This is a genomic window from Rhodanobacter sp. BL-MT-08 (assembly GCF_054161255.1).
On sequence record NZ_CP167872.1, the window covers coordinates 835,115 to 855,205 of the forward strand.

General features: G+C 62.0%; 23 protein-coding genes. 12 read left to right on the plus strand and 11 right to left on the minus strand.

The features are described 5' to 3' along the window. Positions 1-14: 14 nt before the first annotated feature. Positions 15-398, plus strand: a complete 384-nt coding sequence (locus ACDK93_RS03375) for a GFA family protein (protein ID WP_458071178.1) — start codon at positions 15-17, stop codon at positions 396-398. 146 nt (positions 399-544) lie between these two features. Further along, the gene (locus tag ACDK93_RS03380; RefSeq protein ID WP_458071179.1) at positions 545-952 is read left to right on the plus strand and encodes a hypothetical protein; all 408 of its coding nucleotides are present in this window, start codon (positions 545-547) and stop codon (positions 950-952) included. 172 nt (positions 953-1,124) lie between these two features. Here the strand turns inward: ACDK93_RS03380 and ACDK93_RS03385 are convergent, their stop codons facing one another. Genes ACDK93_RS03385 through ACDK93_RS03395 form a run of 3 tightly spaced genes read right to left on the minus strand, consistent with a single transcriptional unit; the run spans position 1,125 to position 3,394 of the window. Beyond that, a complete protein-coding gene (locus tag ACDK93_RS03385; protein ID WP_458071180.1) occupies positions 1,125-1,652 on the minus strand; it encodes a hypothetical protein in 528 nt (175 codons plus the stop codon). Between the two features lie 60 nt (positions 1,653-1,712). Further along, on the minus strand, positions 1,713-2,900 hold the full coding sequence (locus ACDK93_RS03390) for a peptidoglycan-binding domain-containing protein (protein WP_458071181.1): 1,188 nt from the start codon (positions 2,898-2,900) through the stop codon (positions 1,713-1,715). A 38-nt stretch (positions 2,901-2,938) separates the two neighbouring features. Then, positions 2,939-3,394, minus strand: coding sequence for a lysozyme inhibitor LprI family protein (locus ACDK93_RS03395; RefSeq protein ID WP_458071182.1), 456 nt, complete (start codon positions 3,392-3,394; stop codon positions 2,939-2,941). A 117-nt stretch (positions 3,395-3,511) separates the two neighbouring features. Between ACDK93_RS03395 and ACDK93_RS03400 the strand changes: the two genes are divergently transcribed. The 5 genes from ACDK93_RS03400 to ACDK93_RS03420 all read left to right on the plus strand — a co-directional run bounded on the left by ACDK93_RS03400 (position 3,512) and on the right by ACDK93_RS03420 (position 6,935). Continuing rightward, positions 3,512-3,868: a hypothetical protein gene (locus ACDK93_RS03400; protein WP_458071183.1), complete on the plus strand. Its 357-nt coding sequence runs from the start codon at positions 3,512-3,514 to the stop codon at positions 3,866-3,868. 219 nt (positions 3,869-4,087) lie between these two features. Then, complete coding sequence (locus ACDK93_RS03405; RefSeq protein WP_458071184.1) at positions 4,088-5,608, plus strand: serine hydrolase domain-containing protein; 1,521 nt, start codon at positions 4,088-4,090, stop codon at positions 5,606-5,608. 73 nt (positions 5,609-5,681) lie between these two features. Then, positions 5,682-6,050, plus strand: a complete 369-nt coding sequence (locus tag ACDK93_RS03410) for a DUF6249 domain-containing protein (protein WP_458071185.1) — start codon at positions 5,682-5,684, stop codon at positions 6,048-6,050. Next, entirely contained in the window at positions 6,043-6,612 is a 570-nt protein-coding gene (locus ACDK93_RS03415) for an RNA polymerase sigma factor (protein ID WP_458071186.1), read from the plus strand. Before ACDK93_RS03410 ends, ACDK93_RS03415 begins: the two co-directional genes overlap by 8 nt. After that, positions 6,609-6,935, plus strand: a complete 327-nt coding sequence (locus tag ACDK93_RS03420) for a DUF5056 domain-containing protein (RefSeq protein ID WP_458071187.1) — start codon at positions 6,609-6,611, stop codon at positions 6,933-6,935. Before ACDK93_RS03415 ends, ACDK93_RS03420 begins: the two co-directional genes overlap by 4 nt. 250 nt (positions 6,936-7,185) lie before the next feature. Here the strand turns inward: ACDK93_RS03420 and ACDK93_RS03425 are convergent, their stop codons facing one another. Beyond that, complete coding sequence (locus tag ACDK93_RS03425; protein WP_458071188.1) at positions 7,186-7,578, minus strand: YidH family protein; 393 nt, start codon at positions 7,576-7,578, stop codon at positions 7,186-7,188. Between the two features lie 449 nt (positions 7,579-8,027). On the opposite strand from ACDK93_RS03425, the gene bla (ACDK93_RS03430) reads away from it, so the two are divergent. Then, a complete protein-coding gene (gene bla, locus ACDK93_RS03430) occupies positions 8,028-9,065 on the plus strand; it encodes a class A beta-lactamase (RefSeq protein ID WP_458071189.1) in 1,038 nt (345 codons plus the stop codon). A 220-nt stretch (positions 9,066-9,285) separates the two neighbouring features. Here the strand turns inward: bla (ACDK93_RS03430) and ACDK93_RS03435 are convergent, their stop codons facing one another. Further along, on the minus strand, positions 9,286-9,726 hold the full coding sequence (locus ACDK93_RS03435) for a hypothetical protein (RefSeq protein WP_458071190.1): 441 nt from the start codon (positions 9,724-9,726) through the stop codon (positions 9,286-9,288). Positions 9,727-10,227: 501 nt separating this feature from the next. Here ACDK93_RS03435 and ACDK93_RS03440 point away from each other — a divergent pair. Then, complete coding sequence (locus ACDK93_RS03440; RefSeq protein WP_458071191.1) at positions 10,228-11,313, plus strand: hypothetical protein; 1,086 nt, start codon at positions 10,228-10,230, stop codon at positions 11,311-11,313. 22 nt (positions 11,314-11,335) lie between these two features. Here ACDK93_RS03440 and ACDK93_RS03445 read toward each other — a convergent pair whose 3' ends face one another. After that, positions 11,336-11,977: a TetR/AcrR family transcriptional regulator gene (locus ACDK93_RS03445; protein ID WP_458071192.1), complete on the minus strand. Its 642-nt coding sequence runs from the start codon at positions 11,975-11,977 to the stop codon at positions 11,336-11,338. A gap of 80 nt (positions 11,978-12,057) precedes the next feature. On the opposite strand from ACDK93_RS03445, the gene ACDK93_RS03450 reads away from it, so the two are divergent. After that, positions 12,058-12,792 (plus strand): SDR family oxidoreductase, encoded by a 735-nt coding sequence (locus tag ACDK93_RS03450; protein WP_458071193.1) that lies wholly within the window; start codon positions 12,058-12,060, stop codon positions 12,790-12,792. A 199-nt stretch (positions 12,793-12,991) separates the two neighbouring features. Here ACDK93_RS03450 and bla (ACDK93_RS03455) read toward each other — a convergent pair whose 3' ends face one another. Continuing rightward, positions 12,992-13,915, minus strand: coding sequence for a subclass B3 metallo-beta-lactamase (gene bla / locus ACDK93_RS03455; protein ID WP_458071194.1), 924 nt, complete (start codon positions 13,913-13,915; stop codon positions 12,992-12,994). Between the two features lie 111 nt (positions 13,916-14,026). Then, complete coding sequence (locus tag ACDK93_RS03460; RefSeq protein ID WP_458071195.1) at positions 14,027-14,974, minus strand: AraC family transcriptional regulator; 948 nt, start codon at positions 14,972-14,974, stop codon at positions 14,027-14,029. A 102-nt stretch (positions 14,975-15,076) separates the two neighbouring features. Here ACDK93_RS03460 and ACDK93_RS03465 point away from each other — a divergent pair, with 102 nt between their 5' ends. Then, a complete protein-coding gene (locus ACDK93_RS03465) occupies positions 15,077-15,823 on the plus strand; it encodes an SDR family oxidoreductase (protein WP_458071196.1) in 747 nt (248 codons plus the stop codon). 30 nt (positions 15,824-15,853) lie between these two features. On the opposite strand, the gene ACDK93_RS03470 is transcribed toward ACDK93_RS03465, so the two are convergent. Continuing rightward, complete coding sequence (locus ACDK93_RS03470; protein WP_458071197.1) at positions 15,854-16,915, minus strand: SDR family oxidoreductase; 1,062 nt, start codon at positions 16,913-16,915, stop codon at positions 15,854-15,856. On the opposite strand from ACDK93_RS03470, the gene ACDK93_RS03475 reads away from it, so the two are divergent. Beyond that, the gene (locus ACDK93_RS03475; protein ID WP_458071198.1) at positions 16,881-17,858 is read left to right on the plus strand and encodes an AraC family transcriptional regulator; all 978 of its coding nucleotides are present in this window, start codon (positions 16,881-16,883) and stop codon (positions 17,856-17,858) included. The two genes, ACDK93_RS03470 and ACDK93_RS03475, sit on opposite strands and share 35 nt — an antisense overlap. A 269-nt stretch (positions 17,859-18,127) precedes the next feature. Here ACDK93_RS03475 and ACDK93_RS03480 read toward each other — a convergent pair whose 3' ends face one another. After that, the gene (locus ACDK93_RS03480; RefSeq protein ID WP_458071199.1) at positions 18,128-18,754 is read right to left on the minus strand and encodes a cytochrome P460 family protein; all 627 of its coding nucleotides are present in this window, start codon (positions 18,752-18,754) and stop codon (positions 18,128-18,130) included. A gap of 106 nt (positions 18,755-18,860) precedes the next feature. Then, entirely contained in the window at positions 18,861-19,880 is a 1,020-nt protein-coding gene (locus ACDK93_RS03485) for a GlxA family transcriptional regulator (RefSeq protein WP_458071200.1), read from the minus strand. Positions 19,881-20,091: the final 211 nt, after the last annotated feature.

Consider the following 20,091-nt stretch of genomic DNA (forward strand, 5'->3'; position numbering starts at 1 on the left):
CAGCGCATATTTCGATGAGCCAAGAGCAGCATCCACCATCGCTGCACGGGTCCTGCCATTGCGGCTTGGTGCGTCTCACGCTGCCTTGGGCACCAGACACGGCAACCCGCTGCAATTGTTCGCTGTGTCGGCGCACGGGAGGAATATGGGCCTACTACGACATCGGTTCGGTCTCGATTCAAGGCCATCCCGAGAATACGGAAAGCTACGTGTGGGGCGATCGAACCTTGAGGAATGTTCGGTGCAAGAATTGCGGCATCGTCACCCATTGGGAACCCATTGAACCTGCATCCTCCACTCGCCACGGAGTGAACCTGCAGAATTTTGAACCGGCGCTATGGGACGCGGTGGTGATCAGACGCTTCGACGGGGCAGATACCTGGGAATTCCTCGATTGAGCGCTTGCCGTCCGTCGTATCGGGCGCTCGGACGTTCACAGGTGCCGGATAACCATTGGTTCGAAGCAGATGCCTCCGCCGCTGCTCACGTTCGGCACTAGGCGTCACAGAAATCCGCAGAAGCACATCGGCGGGACAAGAGCGTTATGTTCGCTATCAAGTCTGAGGTCATCGATCCCAAAGCACGCACCTTCGTGTTCACCGAGCAGAAGACCATGTACGGCGGCAAGCGGATTGCCGAGGGCGACGGCATCTTCGTCTTCGCAAGCGAAAATGCAGGAGGGTCCGGCCTCCTAGCCATGGGCACGGTTACGTCAGTGAGCGAGGTACCTAGGAGGCCCGGCATCGCGCGTCAGACTCCACGTGTCAGCATCGTCGTACGACGGGACGCGCTGGCGAAGTGCCGCCTCGGGCGAAGCGAGCTCAAGCCCCATGCAAACTGGAACGACGGCGTCCCCCAAATGGAGCTGAACTTCAAGTTCTACCGGCAGGCCACCGACAAGATTGTCGGCCTCTCGGCCGAGGCGGCCCAATTTCTGCGCAGCTTCTTCTAAGGGGCCGGGCTGGCGGAACTGCTGGGGCGTGCAGACCGGTGGTCGCTGTTTCGGGTTTCACAGGTGATCCGCGCCGCGCTGCATGCGCCGGTATATCAGTCGCTTGTGTGTCCAGTAACGCGCACTAGCGAATGCTTCAAAGGTGACTGGCGGTAGCGGGAGTATTCACAATTCACGGTGGAACCAGTCGTACCCATTTCTTGCCATCCAGTGCGCATACGCCATGGCCATCCGGGCACTGCGCCAGCGTGCCGGCTGTTTCTGCCGCCTGAACCTGCTCGGCCCATTTGAGGTTACTCAGGTCCTGCCGCGCCGACCAGACCATATAAGTCGACGCGCCGACGATGGCGAACGCACCCATCAAAAGGCCGATGAAGCCTTTCCAGGCGGTCGCCACATGTGCGCGATCCGTCTTCACGATACGTGATTCCAGCGTGTTGACCGCACCGATCATTTTCCTCACTTGAACGTCGAGCTGCTGCACGCCGTGGCCTAGGCGCTGGAGCATGTCGGAGACGGCGGTATTTGCGCCGGCCGAGATGGATCTGGCAGCCGTCTGTTTCACACTCTCAACAATGCGCGCCACGGATTGCTCCGCGACATGGCTGAGGCCTTGCGCGGTCTGAGTCAATTGCTGCGTCGCTTGCTGTGACTGCTGAGCGACATGTTCGCCGAGCTCGTTCACACGGTTGGCAAACATGCTGATCTTTACGACGAGTGCTTCCAGTTCCGGCTATTCCATGGCTCTTCCTTGTAAGTGTTAGCGTGACATCGGCGCAGCCTGCTGCGCGACAGGACCTTGGGCAGTGATTTGCGCCGCCTGTTGGTTGATGGTTTGGTTCTGTGCCTGTATCTGCGCCTGCTGCTGATTGAGCTGCGCGCCCATCGCCAGATAGGACTGGCCCTCTGGCGACTGCTCATAGCATTTGCCTACGGCAAGCATGCCCTTGGTATCGCCTCTTTCAGCGGCGCTGCAGATCGCCTCGAACATGTCATGTGTTGAGCTGTCCTTGGTGACCGCCTGCGCCGGTTCGGCATAGGGGCCTCGGCTGTTTTCCAGCTGGTGTACCTGCTCCTGCAACATCGAACGTGTTGCCGGGCCAGCAACGCCATCCACCGTCAGGCCATTATTCCGCTGGTAATTCTCGACCGCGTGGACGGTATCGCGACCGAACCGACCATCGGCACGCAAGGCGTGACCATGGCTGTCGGTATAGCCCAGTGCGGCAAGCTCGGATTGCAACGCGATGACGTCCGCTCCCTTGCTGTGTTCTTTCAGAACAGCAGCGTGGCTGGGTGCGGATTGCTTATGTGCATGATCGGGTAGCTTGCCGTCGGCGAGGTTCAGCAGGTCGGCTTTTTCTTCTTCGGCGCGATGTTTCAGGCCAGATAGCTCTCTAGGAGAGCTTTTGAAAAGCGTTTCGTTGTGCGCAATTTTATAGTCCTGCACAGCTGCGACTATATCCTTGTCGGATAGGCCGTCTAGCTTGAGGTTCTTGCCGAATTTTTCGTGCAGGCCATTCTCGAAAACTTTCGTGTTTCCGCCAAACTGCACTGCGGTGCTCCACAGAGCATCTTGTACCGCCGGCCCGCGTGAGCTGAGATCGATGCCCTCGCTCTTCAGAGCCTCCACCTGCGTGTCGTAGTGGGTTCGCTTGATGTAGTCAAACTGATCTTGACCAAATCCCGGATCGTTGCTCGCCAGCTCTTTCCATTTGGCATCGAAAGCCGGAGTGGTCGGCCGCAAGCCGTCGAAGTCCTTCTTGTATGCCGATTGGTGGAGATATTCGTTGAGCGTTCCCTCTTTGCTCGAGAGCTGGTAGGTGCCATAAGAGACACCGCCATGATCGTCCTTACCTGTGGATATGGTCCCAGGGTCTCCGCGACTCTCCCTGCTGGCGGACGTCATGCCAAGATGCCATCCCTCAGGGATGTGTGGATCAGCCATGCCTTTCTCCTTGGTTTTGGCGTGTTTAGATAATCAACTCATTTTGTATTGCTCAAGCGCAATTCAAGTTCGGTCGCGCGCTTGGCGGTTTCCGTCATAAAGCATTCGTACCCTTCAAGTATCTCTTGCTGGCCTGCATCGGCGCCTGTGACACATTGCGTATCACGATGCTTGATCCATTGGCGCTCACCGTCGCGTAGCTTCAACCTACTTCCGGCGTCCAATTTGGCCATAAGCAGCTTGTAGGCCTTATTGAGCCGGCTATCGTGGTAGTTGGTTTCGGCGACATAACAATCGCGCACGTTCCAAGTATTGGCATCGGCGCGGTCTATGCACGGTTGCAGCGATGCTCGAATATGTATCCGCTGATCTTCAGCGGCTTGAGCAGACTCGCTCGTGGTCGGGTCCTGCGCCCATGCCGTCGCAACCATCCCCGCCAGTATGAAAACACTAATTACCGATAGAGCGACAAACCTCGATCGAACGCGTGACATCCTATCCTCCTTAACGAAGCGTCAATCAGTTTGGCCGAGCTTATACCCATCTAATTGACGTCTGCTACCGGCCGCTACCGGCTAAATTTGTTACGTGGAGTCAGTGCGCTACAGCGCATGGGCGCAGGCAGCATCTATGCCGGTGGGGGACTGATCGCGCGCTATCCGCAAGCGGTACGTGTTGGAATCGTCGTCAACGGCGTGATGTTGTTGGCGTGCGCCTATGGCATCTATCGCCGTTACCTGTTCGCGTGGTGGGCCGGATTCGCGGTGCTGCTATTGAGGCAGGCGTACTCCGTGGTCGATCTCTTTATTCGCGGGGGTCCGGGCAATCCAAGTATGCCCGCCGTGCCGTTCGCTGTGGCATCGCTGATCGTCGCAACGATCTGGGGTGCTGCTGGCGCGTGCAGGGGGTTCACTTCCGGAGGTGGAAAAGTTGAGCGGAGTTGTCTGTCACTGCGTCACCGTGAATAAAACAGGTGAGAGCGAACGCCGCTTACTACTGGCATCAGGCGTTCGCCGATGAGTCGGTACAGCGCGAACTGAACCGGCGTAGGGCTAGTATGAAAATCCGCCGCGAGCCCCGAAGGGTCGATAGTCACTTTCTCGGCGCGACTGAATCCAACCGGTGGGTTTCCTGCATCTAAGGGATGAATACCGCCATATCGGCCGGTGACCCAGAGAGCTTCCTCCATGATCGAGCGTATTACCCTCGTCAGGTCCAGGGCGCGCGCGCTTCGGCTCGCCCCTTGGTGGGCCTTTCTTTCGCTGTGTTGCGCCGCGACGACTTGCATGGCCACGACGCCCACGAACACGCAGCTGCCCGATACGCCGGTGGGCCACCTCGCCGGTGAGCTGATCCGCCATGCCAACAACGATGGCCCTGTACGGATCACGCAATGGGTGCCTAGCGTCCTGTCGGCGTCTGTCGCCTCCGACGACAAGGCGGCGTTTATCGTGGACCTGGCGTCGGCGGCACGCGACAGCGCCGGGCTGGACGTGTTTGATGTGCGTACCGACCCGCACCAGCCGGGGCTGCTCGAAGTTGCCGTCAAGGGACGGCGCAACGCGCAGACCGCCCTGTTCTGGCTGGTCGCCGACCCGGCGCATCCAGGCCAGCTCGCGGATGTGCATTTGGTCCCGATGGACAATCCGCTGTATGCCGACTGGCCCAAGGGCCCGGTGTCGCATGCGGAGTTGGGAAAACAGATACACGCCGTACTGGACAAACTGGTAAGTGTGTCCGATTTCTCCGGCTGCGTGACGGTTTCCGACGACGGCGAAACCGTGTTCGACGAATGCCGAGGCTTGGCCGAACGTAGCTTCAATGTACCGGTGGATCATCGAACGAAGTTCCACATCGGCTCGATCGGCAAGATGTTCACCGCGGTCGCCATCGCGCAACTGGTCGAGGCCGGCAAACTGTCGTGGAACGACACGCTGGCGAAGCTGGTTCCGGAATACCCCGACCAGGCGACGGCGAAGAAGATCACGGTGTGGGAGCTCCTGCATCACACCGCAGGCCTGGGCGATTTCATGGTGCGGGATTATTTCGAGCACGCCGCGCGCTTCGTCAACCCGGTGGACTATCTGACGCTGATCGCCCGCCAGCCCAAGCTGAGCGAGCCGGGCAAGGGGCTGAACTACAGTAACGCCGGCTACCTTTTGCTCGGGCGCGTCGTCGAGAACGTATCGGGCGAAAACTACTTCGACTATATCCAGCATCATGTCTTCGAACCGGCGCAGATGGCGTCCAGCGGTTTCGACAGCGAGGACGAGATCGTGCCCGGGCTTGCGGTCGGCTACTACCACGACGATGGGGTGTTCTCCCGCACGTGGAAGGGAAATTGGGTGCAGAGCGGCTACAAGGGCAGTCCCGCCGGCGGGGGTTATTCCACCAATGCCGATCTGCTGAGGTTCGCCAATGCTCTGCATGGAGGCAAGCTGTTGAAGTCCACAATGCTGGCGAAGATGTTCGACGACACGGTGCCGGCCGGTCCCGGTGCCATTGGAGCCGGCATCGACGAACGGCTCTCGCACGGCCTCCACATTCGCGGCCACCAGGGCGGCATTGAGGGCACCACGGCCGACCTGGAGATGGTTTGGGAAACCGGTGCCGCCGTGGTGCTGACCAGTAACGAAGGGCCGTCTCAACATTGGCTCTTAGCCGAACAGATTGCCGACTTGCTTGCCGCGGAAGGCGCAAAAAAATGAGCTCGGGAAAGCGCCCGGTTCCATCATCTGTCACCTGAGCCGTCCGGCTCGATACATCCTCTGGAGCAAGGCCATGGATTACTTTTTGATTCCCCTCGTTGTGATGTCGGCCCCTGTGCTTATCATCCTGATCGTGCTGCGCTATGGCTACAAGCGGACACAGGCGCGCTACAACACCCTGCTGCAACTGGCCGACAAAGGCGTAAACCTCACGCCGGAACTGTTGTTGGAACCGCGAACTGCCTTTTGCGAACGGTGTAGGGCGTTGGCGCTGATCGGCGGCGGCCTGGGGTTGATAGCCATGTTTTTGGCGTTGCCAGGCCAGCTCGATAACGGCCTGGGTATCGATCGTCTGTGGGGTATCGGCCTGTTGCCGTTGATGACGGGTTTGGGTTACCTCGCCAGCTGGTGGTTGAACCGGCGCGGAGATGTGCGTGGCTGACAGCGCCGCCGAGGCGCGCATCGATCAGGCCCTGGCACTACGCGTACGGCTGGACCGCGACACCCGGGCGTTCGAGCAATTGGTGCGCCGGCACCAGGGCATGGTGCGCGCGCAATTGCGTCGGCTGCTCCATGGCGACGATGCCGCCGCCGACGATCTGGCACAGGAAACCTTTGTGCTGGCCTGGCGCAAGCTGGATCAGTTCCGTGGAGAGGCGCGATTTTCCACCTGGCTGTATCGCATTGCCTACACCTGTTTTCTGCAGACGCGTCGCGGCCCTTCGCGGCCCGACGCTCTCGACGACCAGGCCGTGGAGCAACTTCGGGCGCCGGGGCGTCGGATCGACCTGCAGCTCGACCTCGAACGCGCCATGCGCCGGCTGTCCGCGGCCGAGCAGGTGGTGCTGCTGCATTGCGTGCAATTGGGCCTCAGCCACGACGAGGCCTCTTACATACTGATGATGCCGCTGGGGACGGTGAAGACCCATGCGACACGTGGCAAGGCAAAATTGAAGACATGGCTGGCCGAATGGCGACATGTTGGCACGGAGGAGACATCATGAACGACCCGCACGACGACGCCATCGACGCACTGCTGCGTCGGCAATTCGACGGACCGGTGGCTGACGACGGTTTTAGCGAACGGGTGATGCAGCATTTGCCATCGCGCCGCCTTCGTCGCACCGCGTGGCCGCTGTGGCTTGGCGTGATGCTGGGGGCAGTGGCGTGCGGATTTTGCCTGGCGAATGTGCCGCTGCTGCACATGGGCTGGCGGGACTGGCTGGCCGGCAATATATCGACATCGGCCATCAGCATGTTGATGGCGATGGTTGCCATGTCCTTGCTGGCTTTGGGATGGAGCTTGGCGGAGAGCGGTGATCGCTGACAAGCGCGATTGCCAGTGGCGCGGTGAAGCATCCATCACCCGGGTTTATCGTCTGGAGGTTGCCCGCGCAGCGCGTATTTTCCGATCGCCCTCGGCTAAATCGGTTTCACGAGGCGGACGCTTGCAACCAGCACAAAGGGCCATGCCGCCTGCGCGCCGACTGACCCACCTGGCCCAAAGCCCACACCGGACGAGCTTCGCTCTCCTCAGCCATACGGTGACCTGCGCAGGCTTCGCCTGAAGCCCGAATTCACGCGCTCCCCGCCGCCAACATCATGTAGACCATCATCGATGCGGCCAGCAGCGCCACCAGAATCGTGACGGTCACGACGAGCCAGCGATTTGCGCGAACCTCGCCGAGCTGAATGGCGCGATTCACCGCGTGATAGTGCACGGCGGCAAGCACGGCGAGTATCCCGCCGAAGGCCATCATGACTTCACCGATCGGAAGCGACATGCCAGTCGGGTTGATGTGGGTCCCTGGCTCCAGATGCGCCGCGAGTTCGCGCAGCCATACGCCGAACTTCGCAATCACAAATCCAAGCGTCATGACGGAAATGCTCGTTCGCACCCACGCCAGAAACGTGCGCTCCGACGCCAGGAATTGGGTCGCCAGGTCTTTCTCAGGGATTTTCGCGAGCACGGTGGATCTCCGGTCGAATCGTGGTGGCTGGACGCATCCGGCAGGATGCCGGTGAATGGCCGGCGCCTATGGTATTGCCACTACGCCTGAGGTTAGGCATTCGTGCCATACCGATGCCGCCCTTTGGCATGGCATCGTGCCGCAGCGACTGTGAAAAGTGGGCCTGTCGAGCGACTGCGTTGAGAGCTTCGGCGCAGTCGCGTCGAGTGGGCGCTTTGCGCGCGCCTCATCAGCGACTGTTCCGTTTGTCAGACTAGCGCCGCGAGCATCAGACGACGGCCGAGGGCGTGCCGCGAGTTGCTGGCGAATCGGAGTCGGCAGATCGGTTCTGCTTCGGCTTTCCGCGTGGCCAGTGGCGGAGCCTTCACCCGCCCTGCTTACTTCAACAGGTCGTTGAGTCGATTTTTCATGCGAAGACGTTTTGCAAAGCTCCATACGAAACCATACGCTTGCCCGGCATATCCAGCCTTTGGGAATCCATGACTAAGTACATCAGATTATTCGTCTGCGGCGTTGCCGGTCTTTGTTTGACATTCGCGTTGGTCATGCCTGCCATGGGCGCCGAAGCCCCGGATAGAGGCTTGCAAAAAGCCTTGGCGCAACTCGCCGACAGGGTGCAGCCCGGTGTTCTGGGCATCACGGTGGTGGATCTGGATACGCGCGCGCGCATTCGAATCCATGCCGATCGCGCGTATCCGATGATGAGCGTGTTCAAGACGCCGGTTGCCGCGGCGGTGCTTGCGCAGGTGGATGCGGGCCGCATCCGTTTGAATCAGGAGGTGACGATCACTCGCGAACAAGTTGTGGGTGGGACCGCCGTGCCCTCCATCGGCGCGCATTTCTCGGGCGCGCAAATGCATTTCACGGTCGAGCGATTGCTGGTGGCCGCGGTAAGCGAAAGCGACAACACCGCCGTCGATGCATTGATCCGATTGGTGGGCGGCCCGCAGGTGGTCACCGACTTCTTGCGCAAGCATGGTATCGAGGGCATGCGTGTTGACCTGGGCGAAGGCGGCATCAGCCAGATATTCGCCGACACGGCGAATGGACAGATCATCCCGACCAACGAAACCGATGAGGCGGCGCTGGCGCGGCGGCGCCGAGGTTATCGTGCCTATCTCGATGATCCGCGCAATCGAACCACGCCGGAAGCAGCAGCCGAGTTTCTTGAAAAGCTTTGGGCGGGCCAGCTGCTTTCGGCGGATTCGAGCAGGCGGCTGCTCGATCTGATGTACGGGCAGACGAAGCCGGTTCGTTTGCGCGCCGGCCTGCCGGCCGACGTGCGCTTCGCCGACAAGTGCGGCACGTCCTCTTCGCTGGATGGCGAAACGGCGGCCTACAACGATATCGGCATCCTCACCTGGCCCAATGGCCACACCGTTATCGTGGCCGCTTTCCTCACGGGATCGAAGGCGGATAAACCGACGCGGGATGCGCTGTTTGCCGAGATCGGCAAGGACGTGAGCAGCATGTCCGCAAAGCCGTAGACAACGGCGTCCGAGATGTTTCGATGATGGGTGACGATCAGGGCGGGCTTTGCGTTCGTTCTCTGCTCGCAGATGCCATGGCCTGCGCTGGAATCGAAAGGGAGCCGCGAGCGGCTCCCTTTCTAACACCCTCGCTCAAACAAACGGCGGAACGCCAGGCCAGCATGAGATGGGGTGTGCGGCGTTTGCTGGCTCCCTTGCCGTCATCACGACGAGGGGTTCATCCGCCGGCAGAGCTGCCTGCGGATGGTGTACTAACGGGAATGCTGGCGGGTCGCGAAGCATGGGTCGTGGCCTTGGCATGCGACTTTGTGCGCGGACCTTGTGCGGCCGCCAGCGCAGCCTTGTCCTGCTTTCTCTTGGCCTTGGCGGCCACTTTGGCCGCCTTGCTGGCTCTCTTGGCCGCCTGCTGTTTGGCTTTGGCGGCTTGTTTTGCGGCTTTTTGTGAAGCCTTTTCAGCCTGCCTCGTCGCCTTGTCAGTGGCTTTGGTCGTCGCATTCGGCGCCGCTGCCGGTGCGTTGGCGGAAGCGGGCGTGGGCTGAGCTGCCTGTGCCAGCACCGAGCCGGATACAGTCGCGCCGGCGGCAAGCCACGCCGTGATTAAAAATTTTCGAATCATGATGATGAGGCCTCTGTTTTTGAATTGACGCCGCCCCGGCATGCGTTGCGCGCGCGGGCGATGGGGCCCTGCGACAATGCATGGATATCGGCATACTGACGCTGAATAGTCATTGGGAAACGGGGCCGGGCACTACCGCTTGAAAGTGCAGAGCTAGACGACGTGCCATCGAGAACGGCGGCATGGCTCTGCTATGGCGGCCTTTCGCCTACATGCCCATGGTCACGGCAATCGCCTGCCGTTGGAAAAAGCTCCCATCCATTTCACTTGCGCAAGCCTCCGCTTTGATACATTCCTCGTCCTCTTCGCAGCATTTGTCCAATGCGAGCGAGGCATGTTCCATACAGTGTTCTTCCACACGGCGTCATGCGAGAGGAAGAACCGGTGTCAACCCTATCCAGTTATACAGCCAGGGCACCGGCGCTTTATCGGTTGCGATGGGCGCTATTTTCTATCGCCATGCTCGCGCCCTCGCCACACGTTCTTGCGTTCGACGTGCCCCCTGTTCCGATGACGCCGGCACGATGGCAGGCGAAGGGTGACGTGTCGTTTCGATTCGATCCAACCGAGCAGGACGTGCTGGTGGTCGACAGGGGTTATGCCGAACTGAAGCGCACGAACTTCAGCAATGGCACGATCGAATTCGACGCAAAATTTGTGGGCGGTCGCATTACCGGCATCACCTTTCGCCAGCACGCTGACGCCGCCGATGCCTTGTATTTTCGACCGAGCGCCGATTGCGCGGTTTCGGAGCAATGCATCCAGTACATGCCTACGGCGCATCATCTGTTCGAATGGGATTTGTACGGGCAGTATCAAACGCACGCGCCCATCGATCCCGTCGGTTGGAACCATATCAAGCTGGTGCTCTCCGGCGCGCGCATGCAGGTTTTCATCAACGGCGCACGCTCGCCCACGCTGGCCGTCGGCAGGCTGGTCGGCGGGTTTCCAGGCGGTACGATCCGGCTGCATGGACCGGCTTCCTATGCGCATTTTCGCATCGCGCCAAACGTTGTCGACGGGTTGCCAACGATGGCCGCCAGCGATCCCGCGCAGAGCGATCGGCGATACGTTCGCCATTGGCTCGCTTCGAAGCCCTTCGTCATGCCCAGCCGTATGGATGCCACGCTGCAGGAAAGCACCGGCATCGATCCCGCGTATTCGGCCATGCCGAAAGCTGCGTCGTCGTGGAAGCCGATCGCGCCGGACCCGGGTGGCCTGATCAATCTGACACGCTGGTACGGCGACGCGCAAATCGGCCACGCCATCGCCGGCATCTGGCTGAAGACCACGATCGACGCGGACCACGACCGGATCGAACACGTGGACATTGGCTGGACTCGGGAGGTCTGGGTCTTCGTCAATGGCAAGCTGGCCTTCCAAAGCAAGAATCTCTACGGCATCAGAGGCGCAAGCAAGGAGCCGGATGGACGCCTTTCCCTCAGCAACGGATCGTTCGAACTGCCGCTGCACAAGGGTGCCAATCAGGTGGCCGTGGCCATCGACGACAACTTCGGTGGCGGCGAACAGCATTTCGGATGGGGACTGGCGATGCGCCTGGCCAATACCGACGGCATTCGCCAGATGAGCGATGCCATGGCGAAAGCAAACGTGGCGAGGGCGCGTTGAAGGTTGGCGAACGGCGTCCTGGCTAAGCGATGCCGCCGCGCGACGCCGCTACCAGATAGGCCCGGCACATCAGCGGAACCTGCGTCCGCAGCATCGTCAGCGCCGCCGGCGAGGCATCGTTTTCCAGGCCGGCTCGCACGGTGCCCACCAGCAGGGTGCGCACGGCGAACGTGACGGTGGCGACGTCGTCGAAGCCGGCGTCCGGCGCGCTCGCCAGAAGACGCGCAATGGCGCGATCGGTCCGGTCCAGCACGTCGTTGATCAGGCTTGCGGTATCCAGATCCGCGGCAACCGTGTAAAGCGCAAGTGAGCCGGGTAGATAGCGCAGCTTCGCATCGAGGTAGGCGCCGACCAGGCCGTCCGACATGTCGCACAGCCGCGCACCCCGGTAGCGCGCGCAGGCCTCTTCGATGGCGACGACGACCTCGTCCAGATACTGGTCCAGCACGGCATAAAGCAGCGCCTGCTTGTGCGGAAAGTACTGATACATCGTGCCCACGGATACGCCGGCGCGCTGTGCCACGCGTGTCGTGGTGAGACGGGCGATACCGTCGGACAGCAGAACCTGAATAGTCGCCTCGTGAATTGCCGTCACGGTCGCCGTCGAGCGCGCCTGGCGCGGCGATTTGCGGGGCTTGAGCGCGTCGGTGGGCACGACTGGCATATGCGAATGTAAAAGCCGAAAGATGGTTCGCATATCACAGTACAGCACCACACCCCCACTCACCATCCGAAGGAAACGCCATGAACACATCAGATCGCCGTATCGCCCTGATCACCGGCGCCAACAAGGGCATCGGCCTGGAAGTCGCGCGGCAGCTCGGCAAGGCCGGCCACCACATCCTGCTCGGCGCCCGCGATGAAGCACGCGGCCGCGAGGCCGAGAAGATCCTGCGCGACGAAGGCATTGCCGTGCGCTTTGTCGCCATCGACCTGGCCGATGGCGCATCGCTCGCTGCCGCCGCGGCCGATATCGAGGCCAAGGAGGGCCGCATCGATATTCTGATCAACAACGCCGGCATTGCGATACAGGGCGACGGGCTGCCCGGTACTACCGACCTCGACGTCGTAAGGCGCACGTTCGAAACCAATTTTTTCGGGACTATCGCGGTGACCCAGGCACTGTTGCCACTGGTGAAAAAATCTCGCGCCGGTCGCATCGTCAACGTCTCCAGCAGCCTCGGCTCGATCGCGCTCAACGCCGACCCGAACTGGGATTACGCCGCGGTCAAACTGATCGGCTACAACGGCTCGAACGCCGCACTGAACATGTTCACCGTGCTGCTCGCTGCCGAGCTCAAGGACAGCGGCATCAAGGTCAACGCGGTCAACCCGGGCTACACCGCCACCGACCTCAACGGCAACAGCGGCCACCAGTCGATCGAGGAAGGCGCCGCCGAAACCGTACGTATGGCGCAGATTCCCGATGACGGTCCGACTGGCGCGTTCACCAGCACGCAGGGTGTTGAGCCCTGGTGATCGCTGCTCGGGCGCCACAAGACGACCGCGTCAGAGTGCATGTCTCACAGCAGCGATGGCGGAAAGAGAAAAGCGCAGGACGCGCTTTTTATGAGATGACCTAGCCGCGAATGTGACGCTCGGCGCGGCATGGAGAGTTTCTGCACAGGTTGGTTTCTGCGTGGATTTTCATGCCGAGCGTCCGCCGCTGATCACATACTTACCGTCCCGCATGCTTTTCCGAAGCGGCATCGGCGCGTTGCTTCACTAGCTGTGCCTCGAAACTTTCGCGCGAGTCATTGGCGTAAGTCCGGCACAGCGTGGCGTCGATGAGCGCGTCAGTGTCGCCGTGGCTATGCCTGGCTACCCGCGCCCAGAAGTCCACCATCTCCGGATGCGGCGCGAGCGCGATATCGCAAGGCAGCGCCGCGACCATCGCAAAGCTGGTGCGAAAGTCCTTCACGGCATCGGGATACTTCGTGTTGCCGATCAGTGTGAAATCCGGCGCCGACAGGCTGCCGACGTCGACCATACGCAGGCAGCGTCTGCCCTCGCACGAAGTCCATGTCCAGGTCGTATTGCCTTTGGTATGACCCGGCGTGGCGTGCGCCGTCAGACGCAGATCGCCCAGGCGCAGCTGTTCGCCGTCAGTCACCGCGCGCGTCACGAGCACGGGCGGAAAGGCGAATCGATCGCCGTACTCCGGATCGTCGCGCCCGCCGCGCGCCAGCAGCGCGGCATCCGCAGTGCCCGCGATCACTTGCGCGCCCGTGTCGCGCGCAAGCCGCGCGATGCCGCCGGCATGATCGCAATGCGCGTGCGAGTTGAGTATCCATCGGACGTCGCGCAGCTGGATGCCCAGCGCGCGGATATTCGCTTCGATCAACGCCGCATCCTGCGGCACGCCGCCATCGATCAGAACGTCACCCGTCGGCGCGGTAATAAGGAACACGCCGAGACCACGCGGCCCGACAAACCAGGTATTGCCATAGATCCGAAACGGCGTCTGCGCCGCCGTCCAGGTCGGATCGTTCGCGCAGGAGCGTTCGCTTGCGGTGTTTGCTTGCTCTGCCGATTGCGTCTGCGCATGCGCACTTGGTGCGATCAAACCGGTCACAAAAATCGCCACTCGCCATGCGCGCATGCCGCACTCCATTTGTGGAAAGGTGCAGCATCCATGCTTCGCGTGACTCGCCGGGGACGCGACGCGGGCATTTTGCGGGCGGCGGGTCGCTACGACGACCCCTCGATCACTTTAGCCGCGTACGCCGATTCCCAGCTCCCGCTCGGCATCCTGCACCGGCGCATCGACATGCTCCCGCGCGTAATGCGTCGGCGGCTGGCCGACGTGGCGAGTGAAGGCGACGCTGAAGGTGCTGGCCGAGCTGTAGCCGATCCGTTCGGCGATGGCGGCGACGCCGGTTTCGTTTTTCCGCAGCAGATGCTTGGCCAGAGCCATGCGCCACGCGAGCAGGTAGGCCATCGGCGCGATCCCGACCGTGCGGTTGAAGCGTTCGAAGAACGCCGAGCGCGACAGCGCAGCTTCGCTGGCCAGCTGCGCCACCGTCCAGCTGCGGTCGGGCTGCGCGTGCATGGCGCGGATGGCCAGGGCGAGGCGATCGTCGGCCAGGCCGCGTACCAGGCCGGATGAAGCCGCGGTGTCGGCGTTCGAGCGCAGCGCTTCGATCAGCAGCACCTCGAGCAGGCGCGCCAGCACCACATCGCGCGCGGGCCGCTGCTCGCGCGACTCTTCGCCGACGAGCGTCATCAGTGTTGCCAGACGCGGCTCGCCCCGGATATGCACCAGCCGGGGCAGCAGCGCGACGAGCAGGTCGGCATCGGGCGACTCGAAGCTGCAGTGGCCGACCAGCATGCGTAAATCGGTCGGGCCGTTCTGGTTGCCGATGCGAAAGACGCCGTGGCCCTGCGCCACGGGCAGGCTGTTGAGCCCCGCCGGCGGCGTTTCCAGGCTGGACATGGCGACGCCCCAGGCGGCAGGCAGCAGCAGAAAGTCGCCCGACTGCAGCGTCAGCGCGGGCTGTCCGTCGACCTCGACCCGGCAGGCGCCCTCGAGCACCACGAAGTACCACGGCTGGCCCGCGTCCGCATGACGGATATGCCAGGGGCCAGCGCCCACCACGACTTTGGAGTACTGCGCACCGGGCTGCAGCAGCGAGACCACCTCGGCGAGGGGATCGATCATGTCCGGACTCCTGACGATGAAACATGGACTGATCATTGTAGTGAGTACGGTGTTAGCGGCCTATCGTGACGTTCCCCCATGCATCACCCCAGGAGTTTTCCCATGAACACGGTCCTTATCACCGGCTGCTCGTCCGGCTTCGGCGTCGAGATCGCCCGCCATTTCCTCGACCGCGACTGGCAGGTCATCGCCACCATGCGCACCCCGCGCGAAGACGTGCTGCCCCGGTCCGAGCGCCTGCGCGTGCTGCCACTCGACATCACGGATGCCGCAAGCATTCGGCAGCTCGTCGAGGTCGCAGGGCCGATCGATGTGCTGGTCAACAACGCCGGCTTTGGTGCGGGCTCGCCGGTCGAACTCACGCCGATGGCCACCGCGCGCGAGCTGTTCGAGACCAACACCTTCGGCACGCTGGCGATGACGCAAGCCTTTCTTCCGCAGTTCCGCGAGCGTGGCGCCGGCGTGATCGTCAATGTAACGTCCAGCGTGACGCTCAAGGCGCTGCCATTGGTCGGCATTTACAGCGCCAGCAAAGCAGCGGTGAACGCATTCACCGCATCGCTGGCGGCGGAGGTCGAGCCGTTCGGCGTGCGCGTGCGGCTGGTGTTGCCGGGACGAGCGCCCGAAACCCGCTTCGGCGACAACGCCAGCACCCGCCTGCACGGCATGGACCACGCGGCCTATGCGGATTTGGCGGCGGGCGTTCTCGCCCGCATGCGCGACGAATCCGGTCCGGTCACGCACTCGTCCGACGTGGCCGAAGCCGTGTGGCGCGCCGCCACCGACGTATCGACGCCGCTGCGCATTCCTGCTGGCGAGGATGCGGTCGAGTGGGCCAAGGGAAGCTGAGGCGGAGCAGTCGGCAAGCAGTTCGCCGGCTCAGCCCTTGAAATAATCCGCCTGATCGAGATCGGCCAGCAGGCCCGGCTTTGTCGGCGTCCAGGCGAGGCGCTGCCGGGTCAGCTGGCTGGAGGTTGGGTTGTCTCTTGAGATGAATTCCGAGAGGAAGCTGAACTGCTTTTTTGCCTCGGTCGGCGACTTGCTGACGACGGGCACATCGAGGCGCCGTCCGATCAGCTCGGCAATCTGCCGGAAGGGAACGCCTTCTTCGGCGACGCCGTGGTACGTGCCTCCCGCTGGACCGTTCTCGAGGGCGAGACGGAACAAACGTGCCGCATCGATGCGGTGCACCGACGGCCAGCGGTTCTGACCGTTGCCGACGTAGCCGGATTGCTTTCTCTTTTTAGCCGTCTGAATGAGCATCGGGACAAAGCCCTGATCACCGGCGCCATGCACGCTGGGCGGCAGGCGTATGGCCGATGTTCGCACGCCGCTGGATGCGAGCTTCTGCAGGAGATCTTCCGTCTCGGCGCGGGGCGCGGCGAAGAAGTCGGGATCGTACGGCTGATCCTCGGTGGCGAGTTGCCCGGCTTTCATCGCCATGGTGGCGAAGGGCGCGACCAGGGGGCGATCAGTTCCAGCGAGCGATCGACCGATGGCCTCCAGCGCGCGCCGGTCGGTGTCCACCGCCGCTGCCATGAACCGCTGCACGATGCCGGTGGGAGCGCCGCCAAAGAATACGCCCAGACGCCGCCCGAGGGCGATGTGCGAAACCTTGTGATAGAAGGCCGTGTGAATCGCTCCGTCGGCGGTGGCACTGGCTCGGCGCAGGCAATCGAGATCCTCGATGGAGCCGAGCACCACGCGGGCTCCGGCATCGATCAACTTTTTTCCCGACGCCGCAGAGCGTGCCAGACCGGTGACCTGATGGCCTGCTGCGATCAGCTCCTTGACGATGGCAAAACCAATAAAGCCCGTGGCTCCGGTGATAAAAACGCGCATGCCTTTCTCGCGGTGATGAGGGATAGCGGAAAAGTTAGGCGATCTCTGCGATACAATCCATGCGATGGAGTCGCTATTTATATCGAGATCGTCCAGCATTGCCTCGGTTCCGCTCTCCGACGTACTTTCGTTGCTCAACCCGCGTGGCTACATGTCCGGAGGGATCGACGCGGGCGGCGACTGGTCGATCCAGTTCGAGCGCGATGCCTACTTCCGCTGCTTCGCGGTTGTCTCCGGCGAATGCTGGCTATGGATGGAGGGGGTACCCGAGGCGGTCTGTTTGCGCGAGGGCGAGTTCGTCGTGCTGCCGCACGGTCGGGCGTTTCGACTGGCCAGCGATCTGGCGCTGGCTCCGGTGGACATCATGACGGTGATTTCCGCGCCTCTGAATGGCAACGTTTTGTGCTGGCAGGGCGGCGGTGCATGCCTTGCGCTCAGCGCGCTGTTTACCTTTGCCGGCAACGATGCGGACATGCTGCTGAGCGCGTTGCCGCCGCTCGTGCACATTCGCAAGGACGCCGACCGCGCCGCGCTGCGCTGGTATCTGGAGCGCATGATGAAGGTGATCCGCGAGCCGCAGCCGGGCGGCGTGCTGCTGGGCGAGCACATTGCGCAGATGATGCTGATCGAAGTGCTGGGCCTGTACCTCGGCGAGACGAAAACGGCCGGCGTCGGATGGCTCTGCGCGCTGGCCGACAAACCGATCGGCGCCGCGATCTCGGCCATGCACCAAAACCCCAGCGACCGTTGGACGCTGCAGACGCTGGCGCAGCGCGTCGGCATGTCGCGATCCGCTTTCGCCGTGCGCTTCAAGGAAAAGGTCGGCACCTCGGCCATCGAGTATCTGACCCGCTGGCGCATGCGCCGCGCCGGGCATCAGCTGGTGAATTCCAGCGAGTCGGTGTCATCGATTGCCTTCGCGCTCGGCTACGCCTCCGAGAGCGCGTTCGGCTTCGCCTTCAAGCGGGAGATGGGCTGTTCGCCGCGACAGTTCGTGGCGGCCCGAATGTCAGCTGCGTCGATGCTCGATCAGCATCCCTGAATTGAAAGACGCCGCGCGACTGGTTCAACGTGGTCGCAGGTCAGACAGTTCTGAACGTGGTGACGCGCGCGCTAAAACCAGGAAAGTTTTTATCCAACCTTCGCGTCATCACGCGTCGAAGAGACTATGTTTGTCGTTCAACCCAAAACCTGACAAACATCGGTTGCCGGTACCGTGGATTATCGACCCGACGTTGTTGCCAAGCCGACCGCTGTCAACAGAAACATTCGTCGGGAGCCCGCGCCGAAGGTCGCCGATAACAGCAGCGCTCAGTGAACTGTTCTGGCCAGTTCGGCCTCGTCCTTGAGATAGCTTGCGCTGAGCGTCGCGTGTTTCTGCGCCACAGGCAGCAGCGTCGGATAGAACTGCACAAACGTGGTGTCCACCGCCGCGTGCTCGCGATGGCAGGCGTAGCAGTCTTCGGTCACTGGGATCTTTTTGCCCGGAGCATTGCCCTCGATATCGAAAAACGCCCAGCCGCCGTCGAACCGGGTAGCGTCCTTTACGTGCATCTCGAAGCCCAGAACGTCCGTGCTCTGGAAGTGGCCGCGTTGATTGATCGAGCCCTTGCCGGACGAGCTGCGCACTTCGAGCACAAACTGTGTTTTGTCGGGCCATGTGCCGCTTTGCACGAATACCCGATAAGCCTCCGGATTGACAAAGACATTGTCGAACACCGGTTTGTCCGATGCGATCGCCTTTTTGTTGTAGCTCATGTCCAGGCCGGAACTCAGAAAGACCCACTCCCGATAGTCCGTCGGCGGCACTATGCGGCCGTCAGTGGTGTAGACAGGCTCGTGGCCATTTTTGGTCTGGCCTTCAGCGAACGCCGCGACCGGCAATACGGCGACCGTCGCAGCAACAAGAGCGAGGCGAACGAAAACGAATTTGAGCATGTCATGCAATCTCTGTGCTGTTGCGTTTAAAGACGCCTGAAGGCGCCCGATTTTCCATGCGGCGGCAGCCAGCCGCGTGGTCGGCACGACGGCAAGGGCTGAGCCTCTACGAGGGCTGCTTCTCTGCCTGGTGAGCGTGGCTTCGATGCAGGGCATCCGGTACGGCCACACCAAAGCGCTGGCAGTAGGTGCTGGGTGATACGGAGAACCTGCGCTCGAACGCTCGCCGAAATGCATCGGCGCTGCGAAATCCCACGGCGCGGGAGATCGCATCGATGCGCAATCCCTGCGTCAAAAGTTTTCGCGCATGATCCAGCCGTATGCGCTCGGCAAACCTGGCCGGCGGTTCGCCGACGGCCTGCATGAAGCGTCGGGTCAGATGACGCGGACTGGTCGCTGCACGTTCGGACAGTGCGGCAACCGAATGATCGGACTGCGGGTTGGCGAGCATCCAGGTCAGCAGCTCGCCCAGCTTGCCGGCGCTCTGCTGCTGCCATTGCAGGGGCTCGGAAAACTGGGCCTGGTCGCCGGCCCGTCGGTAATGCACGACGAGTTGCCTCGCGCACGCGATGGACACCGCTTCGCCCAGATCGTCGGCAATCAGCTTCAGGGCCAGATCAATTGCCGCCGTTACGCCCGCCGAAGACCAGAGGTTGCCATCGTGGATGTACAGAACGTCAGCATCCACCGCCAGCGATGGAAAGCGCGCGCGAAGCTCATCGGCATATTTCCAGTGCGTGGCAATTCGATGGACACCCTCGGTAAGTTCGGCCGCGAGAAACGCACCGGTGCAGACGCTGACCAGACGACGGCTACGACGCGCAAGCGTGACCAGCAACTTGCGCTGCGACTCGTTCAATTGAAGAGTTCGCGCGCCACAGCCTCCCGGGATGATCAAGGTGTCCGGGTGCAGGTTGGCATGCAGGCAACGATCGGCCAGCACGCGCGCACCGTTTTCTGCCCGCACGACCTCACCATCCAGGCTCCACAGCTGCAGGCGGTAGCTGCCGGGTACCAAGGCGTTGGCCGCATCGAACGCATCCAGCGGACCGAACACGTCGAGCGTCTGGAAACCTTTGAAAAGGATCAGCGCGATCGTTCGCTCGCCTGACTCGGCGGGATTCAAAAGCGTACGCGCCGGGTGACGCAGAGCGCTTGCTGCAAAAACGACGGCATGAAATGAATTCCCTCAGGGGCCAGGCTCTCGATTCTGCAGACTGAGTGGTATGGCGTAAAGGACAGGAATACGACAATTTGGGACCGGCGGCGTTTGCCGATGACCCGCTCGAGCGTCGTGGACTCTCGGTGAACCACGCCTGCCCAAAACGATGGGCAAG

Excerpts from the sequence above, each read along its gene's own strand:
- ACDK93_RS03400 (WP_458071183.1), top strand. The coding sequence starts at position 3,512 with ATGGGCGCAGGCAGCATCTATGCCGGTGGGGGACTGATCGCGCGCTAT.
- ACDK93_RS03385 (WP_458071180.1), bottom strand. The coding sequence starts at position 1,652 with ATGTTTGCCAACCGTGTGAACGAGCTCGGCGAACATGTCGCTCAGCAG.
- ACDK93_RS03395 (WP_458071182.1), bottom strand. The coding sequence starts at position 3,394 with ATGTCACGCGTTCGATCGAGGTTTGTCGCTCTATCGGTAATTAGTGTT.
- ACDK93_RS03450 (WP_458071193.1), top strand. The coding sequence starts at position 12,058 with ATGAACACATCAGATCGCCGTATCGCCCTGATCACCGGCGCCAACAAG.
- ACDK93_RS03390 (WP_458071181.1), bottom strand. The coding sequence starts at position 2,900 with ATGGCTGATCCACACATCCCTGAGGGATGGCATCTTGGCATGACGTCC.
- ACDK93_RS03420 (WP_458071187.1), top strand. The coding sequence starts at position 6,609 with ATGAACGACCCGCACGACGACGCCATCGACGCACTGCTGCGTCGGCAA.
- ACDK93_RS03475 (WP_458071198.1), top strand. The coding sequence starts at position 16,881 with ATGGAGTCGCTATTTATATCGAGATCGTCCAGCATTGCCTCGGTTCCG.
- bla (WP_458071194.1), bottom strand. The coding sequence starts at position 13,915 with ATGCGCGCATGGCGAGTGGCGATTTTTGTGACCGGTTTGATCGCACCA.
- ACDK93_RS03465 (WP_458071196.1), top strand. The coding sequence starts at position 15,077 with ATGAACACGGTCCTTATCACCGGCTGCTCGTCCGGCTTCGGCGTCGAG.
- ACDK93_RS03380 (WP_458071179.1), top strand. The coding sequence starts at position 545 with ATGTTCGCTATCAAGTCTGAGGTCATCGATCCCAAAGCACGCACCTTC.
- ACDK93_RS03470 (WP_458071197.1), bottom strand. The coding sequence starts at position 16,915 with ATGCTGGACGATCTCGATATAAATAGCGACTCCATCGCATGGATTGTA.
- ACDK93_RS03410 (WP_458071185.1), top strand. The coding sequence starts at position 5,682 with ATGGATTACTTTTTGATTCCCCTCGTTGTGATGTCGGCCCCTGTGCTT.
- ACDK93_RS03435 (WP_458071190.1), bottom strand. The coding sequence starts at position 9,726 with ATGCCGGGGCGGCGTCAATTCAAAAACAGAGGCCTCATCATCATGATT.
- ACDK93_RS03480 (WP_458071199.1), bottom strand. The coding sequence starts at position 18,754 with ATGCTCAAATTCGTTTTCGTTCGCCTCGCTCTTGTTGCTGCGACGGTC.
- ACDK93_RS03445 (WP_458071192.1), bottom strand. The coding sequence starts at position 11,977 with ATGCCAGTCGTGCCCACCGACGCGCTCAAGCCCCGCAAATCGCCGCGC.
- ACDK93_RS03460 (WP_458071195.1), bottom strand. The coding sequence starts at position 14,974 with ATGATCGATCCCCTCGCCGAGGTGGTCTCGCTGCTGCAGCCCGGTGCG.
- ACDK93_RS03375 (WP_458071178.1), top strand. The coding sequence starts at position 15 with ATGAGCCAAGAGCAGCATCCACCATCGCTGCACGGGTCCTGCCATTGC.
- ACDK93_RS03405 (WP_458071184.1), top strand. The coding sequence starts at position 4,088 with ATGATCGAGCGTATTACCCTCGTCAGGTCCAGGGCGCGCGCGCTTCGG.